The organism is Neobacillus sp. 204, assembly GCF_046562815.1.
Lineage (GTDB): Bacteria > Bacillota > Bacilli > Bacillales > Cytobacillaceae > Neobacillus.
In genome coordinates this window covers 168,376-190,673 of the sequence record NZ_JBJORY010000006.1, presented here as the reverse complement: position 1 = coordinate 190,673, position 22,298 = coordinate 168,376, and the positions used below count along the sequence as shown (strand labels likewise).

Below are 22,298 nucleotides of genomic sequence, written 5' to 3'. Positions count from 1 at the left end.
TAGGAGGTAAGAAATAGATGACAGAAAAGCGTCATGATGCTTTAGGTTTAAGCGACGAAAAAGTATTGGAAATGTACGAAACTATGCTATTAGCCCGCCGTATTGATGAACGGATGTGGTTATTAAACCGTGCCGGTAAAATTCCATTCGTTATTTCTTGTCAAGGTCAGGAAGCAGCACAAGTAGGTGCAGCATTTGCGCTTGATCGAGAAAAAGATTATGTTCTTCCCTATTATCGCGATATGGGTGTAGTCTTAACGTTTGGTATGACTCCAAAGGAACTGATGCTTTCAGGTTTTGCGAAAGCAGAAGATCCCAATTCAGGTAGTCGACAAATGCCTGGGCACTTTGGACAAAAGAAAAATCGGATTGTTACAGGCTCTTCGCCAGTAACAACTCAAGTTCCCCACGCAGTTGGAATTGCTCTTGCGGGTAAGATGGAGAGACAAGACCTCGTGACTTTTGTAACTTTTGGGGAGGGTTCTTCTAACCAAGGTGATTTTCATGAAGGTGCCAATTTTGCAGGTGTACATAAACTTCCTGTTATTTTTATGTGTGAAAATAACAAATATGCGATTTCGGTTCCAATCGAAAAACAATTAGCGTGTGAAAAGGTTTCAGACCGTGCGATTGGTTATGGTATGCCAGGCTTCACTGTTGATGGAAACGATCCATTAGAGGTTTATAAAGCAGTGAAAGAAGCAGCGGACCGCGGCCGGCTTGGTGAAGGTCCAACCTTGATTGAAACCATTTCTTACCGTCTGACTCCACACTCTTCTGATGATGACGACCGTTCCTACCGTGCCCCAGATGAGGTTGCTGAGGCAAAAACGCAAGATCCAATCATTACCTTTGGGGCTTATTTAAAGGAAACAGGGGTCATGAATGATGAGTTAGAAAAAGAAATAAATGACCGTGTAATGAAGCTTGTCAATGAGGCGACAGACTATGCAGAAAATGCACCGTATTCTGCACCTGAAGATGCGCTGAAATATGTTTATGCGGACTTGTAAGGGGGATGAAACATGGCGATAATTTCATATATTGATGCAATCACAATGGCAATGCGAGAAGAAATGGAAAGAGATTCAAAGGTATTTGTCCTTGGTGAAGATGTTGGTTTAAAGGGCGGCGTATTCAAAGCAACCCAAGGATTATATGAACAATTTGGGGAAGAACGAGTTATTGATACACCACTTGCTGAATCAGCCATTGCTGGGGTAGGAATTGGAGCGGCGATGTATGGCATGCGACCAATTGCTGAAATGCAATTTGCCGATTTTATCATGCCGGCAGTCAATCAAATTATTTCAGAAGCAGCTAAAATCCGCTATCGGTCTAATAATGATTGGAGCTGCCCGATGGTTATTCGTGCTCCATACGGTGGTGGTGTTCATGGTGCACTTTATCATTCCCAATCTGTTGAAGCAGTATTTGCAAATCAGCCTGGATTGAAAATTGTTATGCCATCCACACCATATGATGCGAAGGGGTTATTAAAGGCGGCCGTCCGTGATAATGATCCAGTATTATTTTTCGAGCATAAGCGGGCATATCGTTTAATTAAGGGTGAGGTCCCAACAGATGATTACACCCTGCCGATCGGTAAAGCTGATGTAAAACGCGAAGGAGAAGATATTACTGTAATTACTTATGGTCTATGTGTCCATTTTGCCCTTCAAGCAGCGGAAAAATTAGCGAAAGATGGTTTCTCCGCTCATATTCTTGATTTAAGAACTGTTTATCCTCTTGATAAAGAAGCAATCATTGAGGCTGCTTCGAAAACTGGTAAGGTCCTTCTTGTTACGGAGGATACAAAAGAAGGCAGTATTATTGGTGAAGTCGCTGCAATCATTGCAGAAAATTGCTTATTCGAATTAGATGCACCAATTATGCGACTAGCTGGACCGGATGTACCTGCCATGCCGTATTCTCCAACTATGGAAAAATTCTTTATGGTGAATCCTGACAAGGTTGAAAAAGCAATGCGCGTACTAGCTGAGTACTAAAATGAAAAGCCGTGGCGACTAAAAGGGGTAACGCCAGAGCTGGACAATAGGAGTGTGTAAAAGTGGTAATTGAACAAATCAAAATGCCTCAGTTAGGGGAAAGTGTAACCGAGGGTACGATAAGTAAATGGCTTGTATCTGTAGGAGATAAAGTAAATAAATACGACCCCCTGGCAGAAGTTATGACAGATAAGGTAAATGCAGAAATTCCATCCTCCTTTTCAGGTGTAATAAAGGAACTAATTGCTGAAGAAGGAGATACCTTAGCAGTTGGGGAGAAAATTTGTACAATCGAGTTGGAAGGTGGAACAACTCAAGATGCTCCTGAAGCATCAATTGAGCCAAGCTCCAGCACTGAAACAAATAGTGCAGAAAATGTTGAAGCAGTTGACCAAGGCAACAAAGCCCGTTACTCACCTGCGGTCCTAAAAATTTCTCAAGAACATGGCATCGATTTAACCAAGGTGTCAGGCACTGGTGCAGGTGGACGGATTACAAGAAAAGATCTTTTAAAATTAATTGAATCAGGTAATATTCCGGTTGCAGGACAAAAGGTAGAAGCTAAAAATGAGTCTGCTGTTGTCAAAGAAACAAAGCAGGAAGCGATACAGCCTGTTTCTACGCAAACACCACCTGTTCAAGCTGTGAATATCCCAGTTGCCGTTGGCGATATTGAAATTCCAGTCACAGGCATCCGCAAAGCGATTGCGGCGAACATGCTGCGAAGTAAACACGAAGCACCGCATGCTTGGACAATGATTGAAGTGGATGCAACTAATTTGGTGGAGTACCGTAACTCCATTAAAGATGAGTTTAAGAAAAAAGAAGGCTTTAATTTAACCTTCTTTGCATTCTTTGTGAAAGCTGTTGCACAAGCTTTAAAAGAATTCCCACAAATCAATTCTATGTGGGCAGGAGATAAAATCATTCAAAAGAAAGATATCAATATTTCGATTGCGGTGGCAACGGATGACGCCCTTTATGTTCCTGTCATTAAACAGGCAGATGAAAAAACAATTAAGGGGATTGCGCGTGAAATATCTGAACTTGCTGTCAAAGTGAGAACAGGTAAACTAAGATCTGAAGATATGCAAGGTGGAACCTTTACTGTAAACAACACGGGTTCTTTTGGTTCTATTCAATCTATGGGTATTATTAATTATCCACAAGCGGCCATCCTTCAAGTTGAGTCTATCGTCAAACGTCCAGTCGTCATGAATAATGGAATGATTGCTGTTCGTGATATCGTTAATTTATGTATGTCACTCGATCACAGAGTATTAGACGGACTCGTTTGCGGACGGTTCTTACAACGTGTGAAGGAAATTCTTGAAAATACTTCAAAATCAACGACTTCGATTTATTAAAACAAAACAACCGCTTCCAATCATGGCAGCGGTTGTTTGATTTTAATTGCTTGAATCGTGTTTGTGCCATAAAATAGTACTGAGAACAATTTTTTGAATTTTATTTCAATTTTAGCAGGGAGGGAACGAGAGTTTTGAAAAATTTAAAGAAGCAATCTTTTCCTTCTGTATCCACAGAAGAATGGAAAGTAAAAGCGGAACAATCCTTAAAAGGAAAAACGGTTGAATCCTTACAAACTACTACATATGAAAACATAGTTTTGAAACCGCTTTATTCGCAACATGATGAGCAGATCATACCCGATTATCCAGGGGGTTCAGATTTTAGAAGAGGCATTTTCCCATTAGGTTATGTCACTAATGATTGGAAGATTGCTCAACGATTATTCTACCAAACAGCTGAGGAATTGAAAGAGAAACTCCATCATTCTTTTGAAAAAGGGCAAACAGCCATTTCATTTCATGTCTCAAAAGATTTGCTAGATGCAAATCTAGTGAAAGGATTAGCAGAATCATCTAGTCAATATCCTTTTTCCATCAATGCAAAGGATTCACAAATTGCTTTTCTTGCTCTATTAGAAAAAGAGCTGGAACAAGTTGGGACTTGTGACAAAATCAGTGGATACATTGGTGCAGACCCTGTTGCTATTTTTGCTAAAGCAGGAGATATTTCTGAAGAATTTATAGAAGATTGGGTTAAAAACATTAGGAACTCTACCGAAACGTTTCCCAACCTGCGTACGATTTTAATAGATACTGTTTCATATCATAATGGCGGGGCAAACGCTGTTCAAGAACTTGGTATCGCCATTGCAGAAGGGATATTTTATCTTGAAAAGCTTCAGGAAGCCGGATTGGAACTAGACGAAATTTTTGCAAAGATAATTTTTCAATTCTCGATTGGCAGCAATTTTTTCATGGAAATCGCAAAGCTTCGCGCTGCCCGAGTCCTATGGAGCCGTGTGAGCAGTGTTTATGGAGCTAATGAAGATAAGTCCAGGATGAATATTGCTGTTGAAACTTCTACTATCACAAAGACTTTACATGACCCGTATGTTAACCTCCTCCGGGCTGGAAATGAAGCTTTTGCGGCCGTGGTTGGGGGCATTCAGTACTTACATGTGAGTCCTTTCGATGATCTCACAGGTGTCACTTCGTTTTCGGAAAGAATTGCTAGAAATACTCAATTGCTTTTAAAGGAAGAAGCACATCTGAAAAAAGTCATTGATCCTGCTGGCGGTTCTTGGTATGTAGAACATCTAACGAATGAACTTGCTGAAAAAGCATGGGGATTTTTTCAGCAAATTGAAGCAAATGGCGGTATTCTTGAAACTTTAAAATCCAATTGGCTTCAGCAGGAAATAGCTGCTGTCTATGAAAAAAAGATTCATGATATTCAAACAAGGAAGAAAAGTATTGTTGGTACAAATGTCTACGCAAATCTGGATGAAAAGGTTACATATAAAAAAGCGCCAGAGAAAAATTCATATTTTGCAAATGGGAAAAACCTGTTAATAAAAATAGAGGCTATTCCAGACCATAGGTTGGCAGAACCATTCGAAGAATTACGAAAAAAGGCAGTAGATCTCGAAGGGAAATTAGGAGCTAAGCCCTTTGTAGGTATGATTTGTCTCGGTGGGTTAAAGCAGCATAAAGCAAGGCTTGACTTTATGAAGGGGTTTCTTGCAGCCGGAGGTTTAAAAGCGGTTGAAAGTAATCCTATTATATCTGTAGAGAATGCCAGACAATTCGTTTTAGAACATCCTGCAATGCACTATTGCTTATGCGGAACGAATGATCAATATGAAATAATTGGACATGACATCTTAAATGTCTTAAAAACTGAATTCCCTGAGCGGACTTTTTACTTAGCAGGACTGCCAGAAAAAGAAAAACAGGGCCTGTGGATGGATGAAGGCATTAAGCAGTTTATCCATATGAAAAGCAATTGCTATGAAACGCTGTTGTTAATTCTTAGCGAGTTGGAGGTGAGTAAGGTTGAAGAAACAAAAGCCTGATTTTCAAAATATATCCTTATTTGACGAACAAAAATTTGTGACAAAGGAAGAGTGGGAGCAAAAGGTTGACGAAGAAATAAATAGTGCATTTGATGATCTTTTGTTTGAGACGAATGAACAAATCAGTTTAAAACCGCTCTATACCAAAGATGATCGTAAAGACCTTCCGCATCTTGATGATCTTCCTGGGCTCCCTCCGTATACAAGAGGACCGTATCCAACGATGTATGTTAATCGCCCATGGACTGTAAGACAATATGCAGGTTTTTCAACTGCTGAGGAAAGCAATGCCTTTTATCGACGAAATCTAGCGATGGGACAAAAGGGATTATCGGTTGCTTTTGATTTAGCCACTCACCGGGGCTATGACTCCGATCATCCCCGAGTGGTCGGAGACGTCGGTAAAGCAGGGGTGGCGATAGATTCTATCCTTGATATGAAGACGCTGTTTGACGGGATCCCATTAGACCAAATGTCCGTATCAATGACCATGAACGGGGCTGTTCTGCCGATTCTTGCTTTTTTCATCGTGACCGCCGAAGAGCAAGGGGTAAGTCAGGAGAAATTGGCTGGTACGATTCAAAATGATATTTTAAAAGAATATATGGTCCGTAATACGTATATTTATCCACCCGAAATGTCTATGAAAATAATCGCGGATATATTTGAATATACGTCCAAACACATGCCTAAGTTTAATAGTATTAGTATTTCCGGTTATCATATGCAAGAAGCGGGGGCACCAGCCGATTTAGAACTGGCATACACCCTAGCGGATGGTTTGGAATACGTTCGGACAGGACTTAAGGCAGGAATTGAAATTGACTCCTTTGCTCCAAGATTATCTTTTTTCTGGGCAATTGGGATGAATTATTTCATGGAAGTAGCAAAAATGCGTGCTGCTAGGTTGATTTGGGCAAAAATGATGAAATCCTTCTCTCCAAACAACGAAAAATCATTAGCGTTACGTACCCATTCGCAAACTTCTGGCTGGAGTTTGACGGAGCAAGATCCGTTTAATAATGTTACACGTACACTGATAGAAGCGCATGCTGCGGCAATGGGACATACCCAATCCCTGCACACAAATGCTCTGGATGAAGCCATAGCGTTGCCCACAGATTTTTCTGCCCGGATTGCTCGTAACACGCAATTGTTTTTACAAGAGGAAACAGGGATTACCAATGTTATAGATCCGTGGGCAGGCTCTTACTACGTTGAGAAATTAACAGATGAATTGGTTAAAAGGGCTTGGACACATATCGAAGAAATTGAAAATCTCGGTGGAATGGCAAGTGCGATCGAAACAGGCCTCCCAAAGATGAGAATTGAAGAAGCAGCTGCCAGAAGACAAGCACAAATTGATTCTGGTAAGGAAACGATTATCGGTGTAAATCGCTATCGATTAGAAAAGGAAGAAGCGATTGACATCTTAGATATTGATAATACAGCAGTTCGTTTAAAACAAATCGAAAAATTAAATGAAATAAAAGCCAGCCGCGATGAAAAGCAAGTCAAAGAGTCGTTAATTGCATTGACGAAGGCAGCAGAAACTGGTGAACATAACTTACTAGAATTGGCTGTCCAAGCGGCAAGGGCAAGAGCCACACTTGGAGAAATTTCCGATGCAATTGAGTATGTGGCGAGCAGACATAAGGCCGTGATCCGCTCGATTAGTGGTGTATATAGCACTGCATTTAGCAATGAAGAAGAAATTTCCGAAGTAAAAAAAATGACCGACGAATTCCTTGAAAATGAAGGTAGAAGACCAAGAATACTGATTGCGAAAATGGGTCAGGATGGTCATGACCGAGGTGCCAAAGTGATTGCTACAGCCTTCGCTGACCTTGGATTTGATGTGGATATTGGACCATTATTTCAAACTCCTGAAGAAACTGCGCTGCAAGCTGTTGAAAATGATGTTCATGTTATTGGAATAAGTTCGCTTGCTGCAGGTCATAAAACGCTTCTTCCGCAATTGGTGGAGGAATTAAAAAAGCTTGGCAGAGATGATATTCTGGTGGTTATTGGCGGCGTTATCCCAGCGCAGGATTATCAATTTTTATATGATCACGGTGCTTCAGCCATCTTTGGGCCGGGGACGATTATTCCAGTCGCGGCGGGGAAAGTAGTCAAGGAGATTTATAGCAAACTAGGTTATGAGGAAGTGGCCCCATAATGACTCCTGATCAAAAGCCGGAATGGAACGATCCGAACCAACCAGATAAATGTTCAAGCGTGATAAGAAAAGGTCAGGAGCTTGATGGCCAAACGGTATCTATCCAATCTAATATCCGCTTTCAAAAGCGAAGGAACTCTGAACCGACGGTAGAAGAGCTTTATGAAGGAGTTATAAGAGGCGATAGGAGTCTTTTAGCTCGGGCTATTACCCTTGTTGAAAGCAATGCCGAACAGCATTTTCAAAAAGCACAACAGCTGCTGCAACAACTTCTTCCTAAAAGTGGGAATTCCATCCGTATTGGCATAACAGGAGTTCCCGGTGCAGGAAAAAGTACATTTATAGAGACTTTTGGTACGTACCTTTGCAGCTTAGGCTACCGTGTGGCAGTATTAGCCATTGATCCAAGCTCAAGCATCAGCGGTGGCAGTATTCTTGGTGACAAAACCAGAATGGAGCAATTATCAAGGAACCCTCGAGCCTTTATCCGCCCTTCCCCAACCGCAGGAAAACTAGGCGGTGTTCATCGGAAAACAAGGGAAGCTATGATAATTTGTGAGGCAGCAGGTTTTGATGTCATCTTAATCGAAACAGTAGGTGTTGGGCAAAGTGAAGTCATTATCAGAGAGATGGTAGACTTTTTCATGCTGCTCGTTCTTACCGGTGCAGGTGATGAATTACAAGGGATGAAAAAAGGGATTATGGAATTGGCAGATGCCGTACTTGTTCATAAAGCAGATGGAGCGAACAAGCAGATCGCTGAGCAGACTAGAAAAGAGTATAACCGTATCCTTCACTTTCTGAATCCGGCCACAAAAGGCTGGGCTGCAAAAGCCTATACATGTTCTTCCTTGACAAAAGAGGGGATAAGCGATATTTGGAAGGTCATTCAATCCTTTGAACAATTGGGAAAAACATCAGGTGTGCTTATTGAAAGAAGGAAGGCCCAAGCGAAGGAATGGCTCTATTCGCTAATTAACGACCAGCTCCAATTTCATTTTTTTCATCATAATGGTGTGAAAGATGCCCTCCCTAATTTAGAAAATGAAGTAATTGCAGGTGAAAAGACGGTAGCTGCTGCAGTTAATGCATTATTTCAGATCTATTTAAGATAGAAAAGTGAAACAGCCATTAAATTCTTCGAAAGAAATAAGTTGCTACATTTGAAAAAAACATATTTTAACTGTTAATATGTAGATATCGGCATAAATCAAAGGAGTGAATTTAATGAGTATGGATTTTAATTTCTTTATGAATGATGTTGTAAATCAGGCCCGTCAAGAAATCGTGTCTGCTGGATATAAAGAACTGAAAACACCTGAGGATGTTTCAGAAGCCCTTGAACAAAAAGGGACTACTTTAGTCATGATTAATTCTGTCTGCGGATGTGCTGGTGGCGTTGCCCGCCCTGCAGCTGCACATGCCCTTCATTATGATAAGCGCCCAGATCACCTAGTCACTGTTTTTGCTGGGCAGGATAAGGAAGCAACTGAAAAGGCAAGAAGTTATTTTACTGGCTATCCGCCATCCTCACCGTCATTTGCCCTATTAAAGGACGGTAAGATTATATCAATGGTCGAAAGACATCAAATTGAAGGATATGATCCAGCAACTGTAGTTTCAAAACTTCAAAAAGAATTTGATGAATATTGCGAAGAAGTATAATAAATGAATAAGAAAAAAGCCAAATCATAAATAGATTTGGCTTTTTTCTTGTAGAAATGGTATTTTTAATGTATATTTATTAATTATTTCGTAACTTTAATCATAATGCAGGGGAGTAATCATCATGAAGGATTTATTAAAAAATTATTTAGAAACCATTCAAAATAGATTATGGGAAATTAGTGATACGTTGTACCATCACCCTGAATTAGGGGATCAAGAATATGAATCTAGTAAACGGTTAATAGAGTTCCTTGAAGAACATAATTTTGTTGTTGAAAAGGGAATCGTTGGACGGCCTACAGCCTTTAGAGCGGTGTATGACAGTAAGAAGGATGGCCCCACGATTGCTTATTTATCCGAATTCGATGCGTTACCTGAGGTTGGGCATGGGTGCGGACATAATATGATAGGGACGATGAGTGCAGGGGCTGGAGTGACTTTAAGTAAAGTGGTAGATGAAATTGGCGGCCGTGTTGTTGTCTTAGGAACGCCTGCTGAAGAAACAAACGGTGCAAAAGTGCCGATGTCAGAACAAGGTATCTTTGATGATATAGATGCGGCAATGATTTTACATCCAGGAGACGAATCCTATGAAAGTGGTGAATCTTTAGCAATGGATGCGATTCAGTTTGACTTCCGAGGCAGGACAAGTCATGCAGCAGCTTCGCCAGAGATGGGAATTAATGCACTGGATGCTGTCATACAATTATTTAATGGAATCAATGCCCTTCGTCAGCATGTGACTTCTGATGTTAGAATCCACGGGATTATTAAAGAAGGTGGAGTTGCAGCAAATATCGTTCCTGATAAAGCGGTGGCTCAGTTTTATGTTCGAGCCAAGGATCGCAGCTATTTAAACGAGGTTGTTCAAAAGGTAATCAGCATTGCAAAAGGGGCATCCTCCATGACAGGAGCAGAGGTTCATATTGAAAATTATGAATTAAGCTATGATAATATGGTAACCAATCATACACTGTCGCAGGTATTTACAGCAAATCTCTTATCAACAGGTGTTAAGCAAGTTCACAAATCAAAAAATTCATATGGTTCGATTGATATGGGGAATGTGAGCCATGTTGTCCCAGCCATTCATCCTTATATTGGTCTTGATTCGCCTGGATTAATTGCCCATACAAGGGAATTTGCTGATTTAACAATTACTGATAACTCCCATCAGATTCTATCTAGAGGAGCATTGGCTCTTGCCTTAACTGGTTTTGATTTAATTACCAATAAAGAAGTATTGGAAAAAATGAAAAATGAATTTAGACACTCCGTTAGAAGCTAACATGATTTCTAAAAGCATCTCTCTCAAAGAGGTGCTTTTTAATGTGCTTTAAATATTATCTTAATATATTAAAGTCCAGAATCTTTCGAATATTTTTATATTAGAAAAGTATCTTTTCAAATCAAAATCTATGTGTTAATATTCGTTTTGTTGAATAAAAATTCAAATCAGAATAAGCAGATATTATTTATCATAGGAGGATACATCATGAAAAAAACAGTTTTATTTTTTACCATGATTTTAACATTAGTAGTTTTAGCTGCTTGCGGACAGAATAATAAGGACGGAGCAAATGAAGACAAAACGGCAGATAAGAAAGTATTAACAATGGCGACCTCTGCTGACTATCCGCCATTTGAATATGTTGAAACAAAGAAAAGTGATGAAATTATCGGATTTGACGTTGATTTGGCAAAAGCAATCGCTGCTAAGCTTGGCTATAAAGTTCAAGTAAAGGATATGGATTTTGGAGGTTTGGTTCAATCGCTTAAATCAGGACAGGCCGACTTTGTGTTAGCAGGAATGACACCTACTGAAAAAAGAAAGAAAAATGTTGATTTTAGTGATATTTATTATACCGCTCAGCACATGATTGTTTCTAAGAAGGACAGCGGAATTGAAACAATTGAGGATTTAAAGGGTAAAACAGTTGGAGTACAACTTGGTTCTATTCAAGAAGGAAAAGCACAAGAGATTAATAAGCAGGTTCCTATTAAAATTGAAAACCGTAACCGTATCCCAGACCTTATTCAAGAAATTAAATCAGGACGTTTTGACGCAGCTATTATTGAAGATACAGTAGCAAAGGGGTATTTTGAGAAAGAACAGGACTTTACAGGATTTACTCTTAGTGACGATCCAGAAGAAGCAGGTTCCGCTATCGCATTTCCTAAAAACAGTGATTTAACGGAAAAATTCAACAATGAATTAAAAAATATGAAAGAAAACGGTGAATTACAAAAATTGATTGTTAAATGGTTCGGTGGAGAAAAGTAATTCTACATTACCTAGAGACGTTCACTTTTGAACGTCTCTAAGATTTTTATTCTTATAGAGAGGAAGGATAATGAATGAACTTGAATTTTACACAATTCATTCCCTCCATGCCATATATTTTAAAAGGTATTTTAGTTACCCTTCAAATTGTAATTTTAGCTGGCATATTGGGGTTTGCTTTAGGAATTATATTATCTTTATTTAAAATTAGTTCGATTAAAATTCTTAACTGGCTTGCTGACGCGTATACTTCGATTTTTCGGGGAACACCACTCGTTTTGCAGTTAATGCTGATTTATTTTGGATCGCCGCAGGTTATCGGTTATCAAATTGAGCCTTATACAGCCGCGATTTTATCGTTTGCTCTTAATTCAGGGGCATATATTTCAGAGATTATCCGGGCAGGAATTCTTGCTGTTGATAAGGGGCAGCAGGAAGCAGCATTGGCATTAGGAGTTCCATACGGAAAAATGATGTGGGACATCATTCTTCCACAAGCACTGAAGAATATCCTCCCTGCCTTAATGAATGAATTTATCACACTTACGAAGGAATCTGCGATTGTTACAACAATAGGTGTAATGGATATTATGCGCCGTTCTTACCAAGTGGGGGCAGAAAATTACTCCTTTTTCGAACCTCTATTAATTGCCGGGTTAATTTATTACCTGATGGTTATCACCCTAACCTTCTTTGGAAAAGCGCTTGAAAGGAGAATGAGACGCAGTGATTAAGGTAGAAAGTTTGTATAAGAATTATGGAAAGCTTGAAGTTTTAAAAGGGATCTCAACCAACATACAGGCTGGAGAAGTTGTGGCCATTATTGGACCTTCAGGCTCAGGGAAGTCAACCTTCCTGCGTTGCATGAACGTACTCGAAAGCGCAACAAGCGGAAGAATTTGGGTAGGAAATCATGAGGTTACTGATAAAAAAACAAATATCATGAAGGTCCGCCAAAACGTGGGAATGGTCTTTCAACACTTTCATTTATTTCCACATAAAACCGTTTTACAAAACCTCACCTATGCTCCTATGAAAGTAAAAGGATTATCAAAGGATCAAGCAGAAAAGGTTGCCTTCGATTTGTTAGAACAAGTAGGACTAACTGAAAAGGCTGGTGAATATCCGACAAGGTTATCTGGAGGTCAAAAGCAGCGGGTCGCGATTGCACGAGCATTAGCAATGCAGCCGGAAGTCATGCTTTTCGATGAACCAACGTCCGCACTTGACCCGGAAATGGTAAAAGAAGTGTTAGAGGTTATGAAATCTCTTGCCCATACAGGAATGACCATGGCGATCGTAACACATGAAATGGGTTTTGCTAGAGAAGTAGCAGACAGGGTCCTATTCCTTGATGGGGGAGTGCTAGTTGAAGATGCCCCACCTGAAGAATTTTTTACTAATCCAAAGAGCCAGCGGGCACAAGATTTCTTGCAAAAAATGCTCTAATAGGGATATGCTAAAGATGGTCTAATCGATCATCTTTTATTTTTTTTATTTTGAGGAGATCATAATGAAATTTCGCATCGGCTACAGAACAATTAAAACAGCAGTAGGAACCGCCATTTCGATTTTACTTGCACAGCAGGTAGGACTGGAAAATTTCGCCTCCGCGGGGATCTTAACCATTTTATGTATTCAGGTTACGAAGCGAAGATCGCTCCGTACAGCCTTGGATCGATTTTTAGCCTGTGTATTAGCGATGCCTTTTTCCGCGTTATTTTTTGAGGGAATCTCTTACCATCCGATTGTAATTGGAATTATGTTATTTTTCTTTATTCCGACGATTGTAATGTTAAAGGCGCCTGACGGCATTGTAACAAGCAGTGTTATTATTTTACATATTTATATGGCCAAAAAAATAACTATGGCCATTTTTTTAAATGAGCTTGGGGTAATTACTATTGGAATTGGGGTAGCACTACTCATTAATCTTTATATGCCAAGCGTCGATAAAAAACTAAAGGATTATCAAAATGAAATTGAGGAGAATTTTAAAATCATCTTCGTTGAAATGGTACGTTATTTACGGACTGGGGATAGTAATTGGGATGGAAAAGAGATTACGGTTGGTGCTCGTTTACTTGATGAAGCGATCGCACTAGCCCTTCAGGATGTAGAAAATCATTTTTTACGAGATGAGAATATATTTTTTCATTATTTTAAAATGAGACAAAAGCAATTTGAAATTATCGAACGTGTCTTACCAATAGTCACCTCCATTACCCGGACTGTAAAGCAAGGACATATGGTAGCTGAGTTTCTGGAAGAACTTTCTGAAAATGTCCATCCTGGAAATACAGCTTATATTTATCTTGAAAAATTAAGAGAAATGAAAAAGGAATTTGAGGAAATGGAGCTCCCAAAGACAAGAGAAGAATTTGAAACGAGGGCAGCTTTACTTCAACTAGTAAATGAAATGAATGAATATCTCATCATTAAAAGTTCTTATCGGGAAATAAAATCTTCTTCAAAAATGAATGAACAGAAAAAGATTGAAGCAAACTAGGAAAAAAAAGGCAGGTGACTGCTTTGATAAAAATCTTATCGCCAATCCTGATTGCTTTTTTCATTTCACCCCTTTGGCCGTTGGGGCCCAACCCTATGCCGGGTGACCCATTTGTTATAGTGAATAAAAGTAAAAATGAAATGGCATTTATTAATGAAAACAAAGTCCAAACCGTTGTAAGTGTGGGGACCGGAAAAACACAAGAGTTAACGCCAGAAGGTCTTTTTACGATTACGGTAAAGGCTAAGGAACCTTACTTTCGGAAAGGGGATATCGCTGGAGGAGATCCCAAGAATCCACTAGGAGCGAGATGGATTGGCTTTGATGCAAAGGGAACAGATGGCAGAACCTATGGCATCCATGGAACGAATCAGCCTGCATCAATCGGAAAATATGTCTCGCAAGGCTGTATCCGCACTCAAAATGAAGTGGTTACCTCACTTTTTCCGTTCATTCCATTAGGAACAAAAGTATTAGTTATTTCTTCAAAAAAGTCATATGAGACACTTGCTAGAGATTATGGCGCAATCAAATAGAAAAGGGACTGTTCGTTTGAACAGTCCCTTTTCATATATATTTTTTAAGATAGAAATGTACCTATTCCTATTAGGAGAGTTGAGGCCAGCATAGCAAATAACATCAAATAAACAATGATTTTTCTCGTTTTCTTGCTTTTCAAAGTGGGTACCTCCTTTAACATTTTGCAGCTTTATTTATATTGTACAAGGAAATAGAAAAATGAACAACGGAACAACTAAGTAATTTAGGAAGGATTTATGAATTTTTTATCGAATAAGAATATTGTCGAATAAATTTTAATATTTAGAACAGAGGGGTAATTATGATTAAGAAGGTCGACCATATTGGAATTGCTGTAAAGTCTCTTGAGAAAACGCTTCCTTTTTATACGGATGTGTTAAATCTGTCTTTGCTAGGAATCGAAGAGGTTGATACTCAAAGGGTAAGAGTTGCATTTTTACAGGCAGGTAGTACAAAGCTTGAACTGCTTGAGCCGACATCGGAAGAAAGTGCAATTGCTAAATTTATCGAAAAACGCGGTGAAGGAATCCACCATGTTGCCCTGGGGGTCGAATCGATAGAAGCTAGAATAAGTGAAATGAGAGAAAAAGGGATACAGATGATTGACGAGCAGCCAAGACCTGGTGCTGGAGGAGCAAACATTGCCTTTATGCATCCCAAATCGGCATCTGGGGTTTTATTTGAGCTTTGTGAGAAGAAGGGGATGAAGGGGTAAAATGATAGATATCTATGAAAAAATAAATGAATTGTATGATAAACGCCGGGAAGTCGAGATGGGTGGCGGCGATGAGAGAATTGAGAAACAACATGCAAAAGGAAAGCTGACTGCTAGAGAAAGAATTGATCTTTTAGTAGACAAAGGAACGTTTTTTGAATTAAATCCTTTCATTGAGCACCGTACCAATGATTTTGGTCTAGATGAACAAAAGGGTCCAGGAGACGGGGTGGTAACTGGTTATGGGAAAGTGAACGGCCGCCCCATTTATCTTTTCTCACAAGATTTTACGGTTTTTGGCGGTGCATTAGGGGAAATGCATGCCAAGAAGATTGCGAATGTGATGGATTTAGCGGCGAAAAATGGGGCCCCTTTTGTCGGTTTAAATGATTCTGGCGGGGCACGTATTCAAGAAGGTGTTGTATCCTTAGATGGCTACGGACATATTTTCTATCGAAATGCTATTTATTCCGGTGTCATTCCGCAAATATCGGTAATTATGGGTCCGTGTGCGGGCGGTGCCGTTTATTCACCAGCCATTACTGATTTTGTATTTATGGTGGAAAAGACGAGTCAAATGTTTATTACGGGACCTAAAGTCATTGAAACGGTAACAGGAGAGAAGATTTCAGCAGAGGAATTAGGCGGTGCAAATGTCCATAGTTCCATTAGTGGGAACGCCCATTTTCATGCCGATTCGGAAGAAGAGGTGTTAGAAAACGTCCGCAGGCTTCTGAGTTACCTTCCTCAAAATAATGAAGAGAAAGCTCCGAGATTTGAGGTACAGGAGGACGAAGATTATCGTCCTGATTTAATGGATGTGATTCCTTTTGATACGGTACGTCCGTATGATGTTCGAAAAGTAATTGAGCAAGTGGTTGACGAGAACAGCTTCATGGAAGTACAAAAGGATTTTGCTAAAAATATTGTCGTTGGGTTTGCTCGAATCAAAGGTGAATCTGTGGGTCTTGTCTGTAATCAACCCAAGGTGATGGCTGGCGGTTTGGATATTGATTCTTCGGATAAAGCTGCTCGATTTATCCGAACCTGTGATTCTTTTAATGTCCCAATCATCACCTTCGAGGATGTGACAGGCTTCTTCCCAGGAGTCAAGCAGGAACACGGTGGAATTATTCGCCACGGGGCCAAGATCTTATTTGCCTACTCCGAAGCGACCGTTCCGAAGTTAACGGTTATTTTAAGAAAAGCCTATGGTGGTGCCTATGTGGCGTTAAATAGTAAATCAATTGGTGCTGATTTAGTATTTGCCTGGCCGAATGCCGAAATCGCTGTTATGGGGCCACAAGGGGCGGCTAATATCATTTTTGCAAAAGAAATTAATAATAGTGAGAATCCTGAACTGACAAGACAGCAAAAAATCGATGAATACCGTGAAAAGTTTGCCAATCCTTATGTGGCGGCGAGCCGAGGTATGGTTGATGATGTCATCGATCCACGAGAAACCAGAATGAAAATTGTGCAAGGTTTAGAAATGCTTAGAAACAAAAAAGAATCAAGGCCATTTAAAAAGCACGGGAACATCCCTCTTTAACGTGGTTTGGGTGTACTCCCTATCATTTGATGATACTTTTATTTAAAGGTATACTAAAATAGGAAAAGTGAAAGCGCCTTGGCACTGGTGCTGAACAAAAGTGAGTACATAATTGGAGGGGTCAATAACATGGTTAATCAGGAACGTCTTTTGAAGGAATTTTTAGAACTGGTGCAAATTGACTCAGAAACAAAATTTGAGACAGAAATTGCAAAGGTATTAAAACAAAAATTTATGGAGCTGGGCCTCGAAGTTTTTGAAGATGATACAACAGCTGTAACAGGACATGGTGCGGGCAACCTCGTTTGCACACTCGCGGCAACTAAAGAGGGAGTTGACCCGATTTATTTTACTTGTCATATGGATACTGTTACACCAGCTAAAGGTGTAAAACCGTCGATTAAAGACGGTTATGTTGTTACGGATGGCACAACTATTTTAGGTGCCGATGATAAAACGGGTATTTCAGTTATGCTTGAGACCATTCGTCAATTAAAAGAACAAAACCTACTGCATGGCTTGATTCAATTTGTCATTACCGTTGGGGAAGAATCCGGTCTTGTCGGTGCAAAGGCCCTTGATTCTTCACTGATGAAAGCAAAATTCGGTTATGCGCTGGACAGCGATGGTTTAGTTGGTAACGTAATTGTAGCTGCCCCAACACAAGCAAAGATAAAAACTGTTATTTACGGTAAAACAGCTCATGCTGGTGTTGCACCTGAAAAAGGGGTTTCCGCAATTACGATTGCAGCAAAGTCGATTGCGAGAATGCCGTTAGGAAGAATTGATCACGAAACCACTGCTAACATTGGCCGCTTTGAAGGAGGCCAGGCAACCAACATCGTTTGTGACCGTGTTGATATTTTAGCTGAGGCACGTTCACTTATCCCTGAAAAAATGCAAGCTCAGGTAAGCAAAATGAAGGAAGCCTTTGAAACAGTTGCAGCAGAAATGGGCGGCAGGGCTGAAGTAAATGTGGAAATCATGTATCCAGGCTTTAAATTTGGTGAAGGCGATCATGTTGTGGAAGTCGCACGTAAGGCAGCTGCAAAAATTGGTCGTAGTTGTGAACTTCAGCATAGCGGCGGCGGCAGTGATGCCAACGTATTTGCTGGGTTTAACATTCCAACTGTTAATCTTGCTGTAGGCTATGAAGAAATTCATACAACCAATGAACGCATGCCAGTTGAAGAATTGTATAAGCTTGCCGAAATGACACTTGCGATTATTGATGAAGTAGCTAATCAATAATCTATTTGAAAGGAGGACCTAACCGTGGGTTCTCCTTTTTGCGCCGAAAGGAAAGTATAACTTTCCTTTCGCATAAGTGCAACTACGCCTCTGTCTTCGCCCTTAGGGGCTCGCCAGTCAGCGAATTTTCTAATATACTTAGGGAAGAAAATGTGTTAAGGAAGTGCCGGCATGAAGGAAATGTACCCTAAAAATGGCAAAGTCATTTTACATGTAGATATGAATAGCTTCTATGCATCTGTTGAAATGGCCTATGATCCCAATCTTAAGGGGAAACCGCTCGCGATTGCTGGAAATGTGGAGGAGCGTAGAGGCATCATTATTACCTGCAATTACGAAGCAAGAAAATTTGGTGTGAAAACAACGATGCCGCTTTGGGAAGCGAGAAAACTTTGTCCGCAGTTAATCGTTATGAAACCGAATTTTGAGCGTTATCGTACCGTTTCCATTGGAATGTTCGAAATTCTCAGGCACTATACAGAACTGGTAGAGCCCGTTTCGATTGACGAGGGATACCTAGATATAACGGAAAGTTTCGAATACGGCAGTCCGATAGAAATCGCTGAAAGTATTCAAAAAAGGATATTAGAACAACTAGATATCCCTTGCAGTATTGGGATAGCTCCTAATAAATTTTTAGCGAAAACCGCTTCTGATATGAAAAAGCCAATGGGGATTACCATTCTTCGAAAACGTGATATCTCAAACATTCTTTGGCCTTTGAATACGAACGAAATGCATGGTGTTGGAAATAAAACAGCGGAAAAGTTACAGACGATTGGGATTCATACAATTGGTGATTTAGCTAAAGGCAATGAGATTCAACTGAAAACACTGCTTGGAATTAATGGAATTCGATTAAAAGAAAGAGCAAATGGAATTGATCATCGACCTGTTGACCCGGAATCGATTGAGGAATTTAAGAGTATCGGCAATTCTACAACCCTTCCTCGGGACATTAGTAATCAGCATGAACTTTTTCTTGTGCTAACGTCATTAGCAGAAACGGTTTCAGTAAGGCTGAAGCGAAAGAAGGTCCTTGCAGGAACACTTGGGATAACAATCCGTTATAAGGATCGTAGAACGATAACCAGAAGTAAAAAACTTCCCAACCCAACTAATCATAAAGATAATATTTCTTCCTTTGCTCAGCAGATTTTTCTAAAAGCTTGGAATGGAGACGCTGTTCGACTGTTAGGAATCACAGGAAATGATTTAGTTGATCATGACCATGCCTATAAACAGTTAGATTTATTTTCCTATGAAAAGGATGCAAAAAAAGAACCCTTACTTAATACACTATCTAGCCTTCGTGAAAAATACGGAAAAAAAATTATTGAAAATGCGGGATCGCATCAAAATGACTCTTCCCATAATATTGGAACTGGAACGAGCTTTAATAAAGATTTTCTCCAATCATTTCCCAATAAAAAAAATGACCCAGACTAAAAAACACCACTTTGCTGTTATAACAAAGTGGTGTTTTTTTGATGTGGGGGCTTATGCTTTCTTATTTACACATATCTACTTCTAAATCAGTAACCGGCCACCAGAAGTAGCCATCTTTTTCTAAGAGCTCATCCGCCTCTTTGGGACCCATTGTTCCAGATTGATAATTAGGGAATTTTTCTGCCTTGGTGCTTTCCCATACCGCAGAAATTTTATCAACAAAACTCCATGAATAGGCAACTTCATCCCAATGTGTAAAATTCGTGGCATCGCCTCTCATGCAATCGTACAGAAGTTTCTCATAGCCTTCAGGAGTATTCATTGCATGGATTCCTGTATTAGCAAAGCTTAGTTTTACTTCCTGTGCATCTAAGTGACCGCCTGCTTTCTTAGCGTTTAGGTGCAGAGTGATGCCTTCCTCTGGTTGAATATGGATCACTAGGAGGTTTGGATTTAACATTTTTTCCGTTTGATAATATAAATTCATCGGAATATCTTTAAATTGAATCACAATTTTTGTTGATTTTGTTGACATTCTTTTTCCAGTTCGGATGTAGAAAGGAACACCAGCCCAGCGGAAATTATCAATCATAATTTTACCCGCAACAAAGGTTTCTGTGTTCGATTCATTGTCAACCATCGGTTCATCACGATAAGCAGGAACTTGGACATCCTCAACTGTACCTTCACCGTATTGACCACGAACAAAATAATCATTGACTTGTTCACCCTCAACTGTTCGAAGCGCACGAAACACACGGACTTTTTCAGAACGAATTTCATCGGTAGAGAGGTTGATCGGTGGTTCCATCGCAAGTAATGCCACCATTTGCATCATATGGTTTTGCAGCATATCTCTAAGGGCGCCGCTTGTTTCATAATAACGTCCGCGTTCTTCAACCCCGAGTACTTCACTAGAGGTGATTTGAATATTTGAAATATATCGGTTATTCCATAGAGGCTCAAAAATAGCATTGGCGAATCGAATTACCTCGATGTTCCTCACCATTTCTTTGCCTAAATAGTGATCAATTCGATAAACTTCTTTCTCTTTAAAGGCACTTCTAATTTGTTTATTCAGCTCGATTGCGGATGCTAAGTCATGTCCAAATGGCTTCTCAATTACAAGGCGTTTATAACCTTTTACGTCTGTAAGTTTGTCTGATTTTAAATGCAAAGCAATGGTTCCAAAAAATTCAGGTGCCATGGCAAGGTAAAAGATACGATTGCCTTCTAATTGATAGTTTTGATCAATCTCATCCGCTAAATTTTTTAATAAAGCGTAAGAATTGGAATCAGCAACATCATGCGATTGATAGTAAAAATGAGAGATAAAGTCATCAATCTTGTCTTTATTTCCTAGTGCTGATAGTACCGAGTCTTTGACTGAATGTTGAAATTCATCGTTGGCAAGGGATCTTCTTGCAACCCCAATCACCGCAAATTTAGTTAATTTACCTTTTTCAAATAACCGGTAAAGGGAAGGAAACAACTTCCGTTTTGCTAAATCACCAGTCGCACCAAAAATCATAATTAATGAAGTCATGTTTCCAGTTTGCTCCAAAGTAAATACCTCTTTTCTGTTTATGTAAAAATGCCTAATCATCTTATGTTCATATTGTTTGATTTTATCTCATTCCATTAAACTTCGCAAAAATAATACAATGCAAGTCGGTAATTTCTTTTATTTTTCACATAATAATCCCTGATATTCACTAAATAAATAGCTGTCCTTTGAGAAGAAATTGCTTTTTGTTTATGCTATTATTATCAATATTGAATAAAAGGAACGGAATTTGAGAGGAGCTTTATTTGTGGACATATTTTTCCTAGGAACAGGGGCAGGAATGCCGGCAAAACTCCGCAATGTGACGTCAATCGCACTGAAATTGCTTGAGGAGCGGGGGGCTGTTTGGTTATTTGATGCCGGTGAGGCTACCCAACATCAAATTTTACATACATCGATAAAGCCACGGCGAATTGAAAAAATTTTTATTACGCACCTTCACGGTGACCATATCTATGGTTTGCCTGGATTGTTATCAAGCCGTTCTTTTCAAGGCGGGGAATCAGAGGTAACGGTTTTTGGGCCCAAAGGGATTAAAGATTATATTCATGTCAGCCTATCATTAAGCCAGACCTATTTGAAATACCCTCTGGTTGTAATCGAGATTGAAGAGGGGATTATTTTTGAAGATGACCAGTTTACGGTGGAAACGCTTAGGCTCGACCACGGTATACCTGCCTATGGCTATCGAATTGTCGAAAAGGATAGGCCTGGAACTTTGCTTGCTGATAAGTTGAAGGAAGCGGGCGTACAGCCGGGTCCGATTTTTAAAAAAATTAAAAATGGGGAAGCAGTAACTCTTGATGATGGCAGGACAATTGATCCAAATGAGTTTCTTGGTCCGGAACAAAAGGGGAGAATTGTCACGATTTTGGGTGACACTCGCTACTGTGAAAATGCGATTTCATTGGCTAAAAATGCAGATCTTTTGGTCCATGAAGCGACTTTTTCTGCAAATGAAGAAAGACTTGCCCACGACTATTTTCATTCAACCACCCATCAAGCTGCAGATGTTGCAAAGAAGGCTGGTTGTAAGCTGTTGTGTCTAACTCACATCAGTTCTCGTTATGATCGAAAGGCCTGGCTAGAATTAGTGGAAGAGGCAAAGGAAGTATTTCCTAATACGGATATTGCCGAGGATTTTAAAGAAATTAATATTCCGCTTCATAACTAACAGGGAATTTGATAAT

General features: G+C 39.8%; 20 protein-coding genes. 18 read left to right on the top strand and 2 right to left on the bottom strand.

Going from position 1 to position 22,298, the window contains the following annotated elements:
* The first annotated feature begins 17 nt into the window (after positions 1–17).
* The 13 genes from ACJ004_RS14215 (at position 18) to ACJ004_RS14155 (ending at position 14,570) form a co-directional block, all read left to right on the top strand.
* On the top strand, positions 18–1,013 hold the full coding sequence (locus ACJ004_RS14215; protein ID WP_410893713.1) for a thiamine pyrophosphate-dependent dehydrogenase E1 component subunit alpha: 996 nt from the start codon (positions 18–20) through the stop codon (positions 1,011–1,013).
* 12 nt (positions 1,014–1,025) lie between these two features.
* Positions 1,026–2,009: an alpha-ketoacid dehydrogenase subunit beta gene (locus ACJ004_RS14210; RefSeq protein WP_410893711.1), complete on the top strand. Its 984-nt coding sequence runs from the start codon at positions 1,026–1,028 to the stop codon at positions 2,007–2,009.
* A 62-nt stretch (positions 2,010–2,071) separates the two neighbouring features.
* Complete coding sequence (locus tag ACJ004_RS14205; RefSeq protein WP_410893709.1) at positions 2,072–3,376, top strand: dihydrolipoamide acetyltransferase family protein; 1,305 nt, start codon at positions 2,072–2,074, stop codon at positions 3,374–3,376.
* 134 nt (positions 3,377–3,510) lie between these two features.
* A complete protein-coding gene (locus tag ACJ004_RS14200; RefSeq protein WP_410893707.1) occupies positions 3,511–5,394 on the top strand; it encodes a methylmalonyl-CoA mutase subunit beta in 1,884 nt (627 codons plus the stop codon).
* Positions 5,375–7,573, top strand: a complete 2,199-nt coding sequence (scpA, locus tag ACJ004_RS14195) for a methylmalonyl-CoA mutase (protein WP_410893706.1) — start codon at positions 5,375–5,377, stop codon at positions 7,571–7,573. Before ACJ004_RS14200 ends, scpA begins: the two co-directional genes overlap by 20 nt.
* Positions 7,573–8,688 (top strand): methylmalonyl Co-A mutase-associated GTPase MeaB, encoded by a 1,116-nt coding sequence (meaB, locus tag ACJ004_RS14190; RefSeq protein ID WP_410893704.1) that lies wholly within the window; start codon positions 7,573–7,575, stop codon positions 8,686–8,688. Before scpA ends, meaB begins: the two co-directional genes overlap by 1 nt.
* Before the next feature lie 112 nt (positions 8,689–8,800).
* On the top strand, positions 8,801–9,238 hold the full coding sequence (locus tag ACJ004_RS14185; RefSeq protein WP_410893702.1) for a BrxA/BrxB family bacilliredoxin: 438 nt from the start codon (positions 8,801–8,803) through the stop codon (positions 9,236–9,238).
* Between the two features lie 124 nt (positions 9,239–9,362).
* Complete coding sequence (locus tag ACJ004_RS14180; RefSeq protein ID WP_410893701.1) at positions 9,363–10,529, top strand: M20 family metallopeptidase; 1,167 nt, start codon at positions 9,363–9,365, stop codon at positions 10,527–10,529.
* 207 nt (positions 10,530–10,736) lie between these two features.
* Complete coding sequence (locus tag ACJ004_RS14175) at positions 10,737–11,525, top strand: transporter substrate-binding domain-containing protein (RefSeq protein ID WP_410893700.1); 789 nt, start codon at positions 10,737–10,739, stop codon at positions 11,523–11,525.
* Positions 11,526–11,599: 74 nt separating this feature from the next.
* Complete coding sequence (locus tag ACJ004_RS14170) at positions 11,600–12,259, top strand: amino acid ABC transporter permease (RefSeq protein WP_410893699.1); 660 nt, start codon at positions 11,600–11,602, stop codon at positions 12,257–12,259.
* The gene (locus ACJ004_RS14165) at positions 12,252–12,974 is read left to right on the top strand and encodes an amino acid ABC transporter ATP-binding protein (RefSeq protein ID WP_410893697.1); all 723 of its coding nucleotides are present in this window, start codon (positions 12,252–12,254) and stop codon (positions 12,972–12,974) included. The genes ACJ004_RS14170 and ACJ004_RS14165 overlap by 8 nt, the downstream gene beginning before the upstream one ends.
* 64 nt (positions 12,975–13,038) lie before the next feature.
* Positions 13,039–14,034 (top strand): aromatic acid exporter family protein, encoded by a 996-nt coding sequence (locus ACJ004_RS14160; RefSeq protein WP_410893695.1) that lies wholly within the window; start codon positions 13,039–13,041, stop codon positions 14,032–14,034.
* Positions 14,035–14,057: 23 nt separating this feature from the next.
* Positions 14,058–14,570 carry a L,D-transpeptidase gene (locus ACJ004_RS14155; protein ID WP_410893693.1) on the top strand — a complete coding sequence of 171 codons (513 nt, stop codon included), beginning with the start codon at positions 14,058–14,060 and terminating at the stop codon, positions 14,568–14,570.
* 44 nt (positions 14,571–14,614) lie between these two features.
* Here the strand turns inward: ACJ004_RS14155 and prli42 are convergent, their stop codons facing one another.
* Positions 14,615–14,734: a stressosome-associated protein Prli42 gene (prli42, locus tag ACJ004_RS14150; RefSeq protein WP_410893691.1), complete on the bottom strand. Its 120-nt coding sequence runs from the start codon at positions 14,732–14,734 to the stop codon at positions 14,615–14,617.
* Between the two features lie 141 nt (positions 14,735–14,875).
* On the opposite strand from prli42, the gene mce reads away from it, so the two are divergent.
* The 4 genes from mce to ACJ004_RS14130 all read left to right on the top strand — a co-directional run bounded on the left by mce (position 14,876) and on the right by ACJ004_RS14130 (position 19,541).
* Entirely contained in the window at positions 14,876–15,289 is a 414-nt protein-coding gene (gene mce / locus ACJ004_RS14145; protein ID WP_410893689.1) for a methylmalonyl-CoA epimerase, read from the top strand.
* A gap of 1 nt (position 15,290) precedes the next feature.
* A complete protein-coding gene (locus tag ACJ004_RS14140; protein ID WP_410893687.1) occupies positions 15,291–16,841 on the top strand; it encodes an acyl-CoA carboxylase subunit beta in 1,551 nt (516 codons plus the stop codon).
* A 129-nt stretch (positions 16,842–16,970) separates the two neighbouring features.
* Entirely contained in the window at positions 16,971–18,092 is a 1,122-nt protein-coding gene (locus tag ACJ004_RS14135; protein WP_410893685.1) for a tripeptidase T, read from the top strand.
* 171 nt (positions 18,093–18,263) lie between these two features.
* Positions 18,264–19,541 (top strand): DNA polymerase IV, encoded by a 1,278-nt coding sequence (locus ACJ004_RS14130; protein ID WP_410893684.1) that lies wholly within the window; start codon positions 18,264–18,266, stop codon positions 19,539–19,541.
* Positions 19,542–19,602: 61 nt separating this feature from the next.
* Here the strand turns inward: ACJ004_RS14130 and zwf are convergent, their stop codons facing one another.
* Positions 19,603–21,072 carry a glucose-6-phosphate dehydrogenase gene (gene zwf / locus ACJ004_RS14125; protein WP_410893932.1) on the bottom strand — a complete coding sequence of 490 codons (1,470 nt, stop codon included), beginning with the start codon at positions 21,070–21,072 and terminating at the stop codon, positions 19,603–19,605.
* Between the two features lie 283 nt (positions 21,073–21,355).
* Here zwf and rnz point away from each other — a divergent pair, with 283 nt between their 5' ends.
* Positions 21,356–22,282, top strand: coding sequence for a ribonuclease Z (rnz, locus tag ACJ004_RS14120; protein ID WP_410893682.1), 927 nt, complete (start codon positions 21,356–21,358; stop codon positions 22,280–22,282).
* The last annotated feature ends 16 nt before the right edge of the window (positions 22,283–22,298 follow it).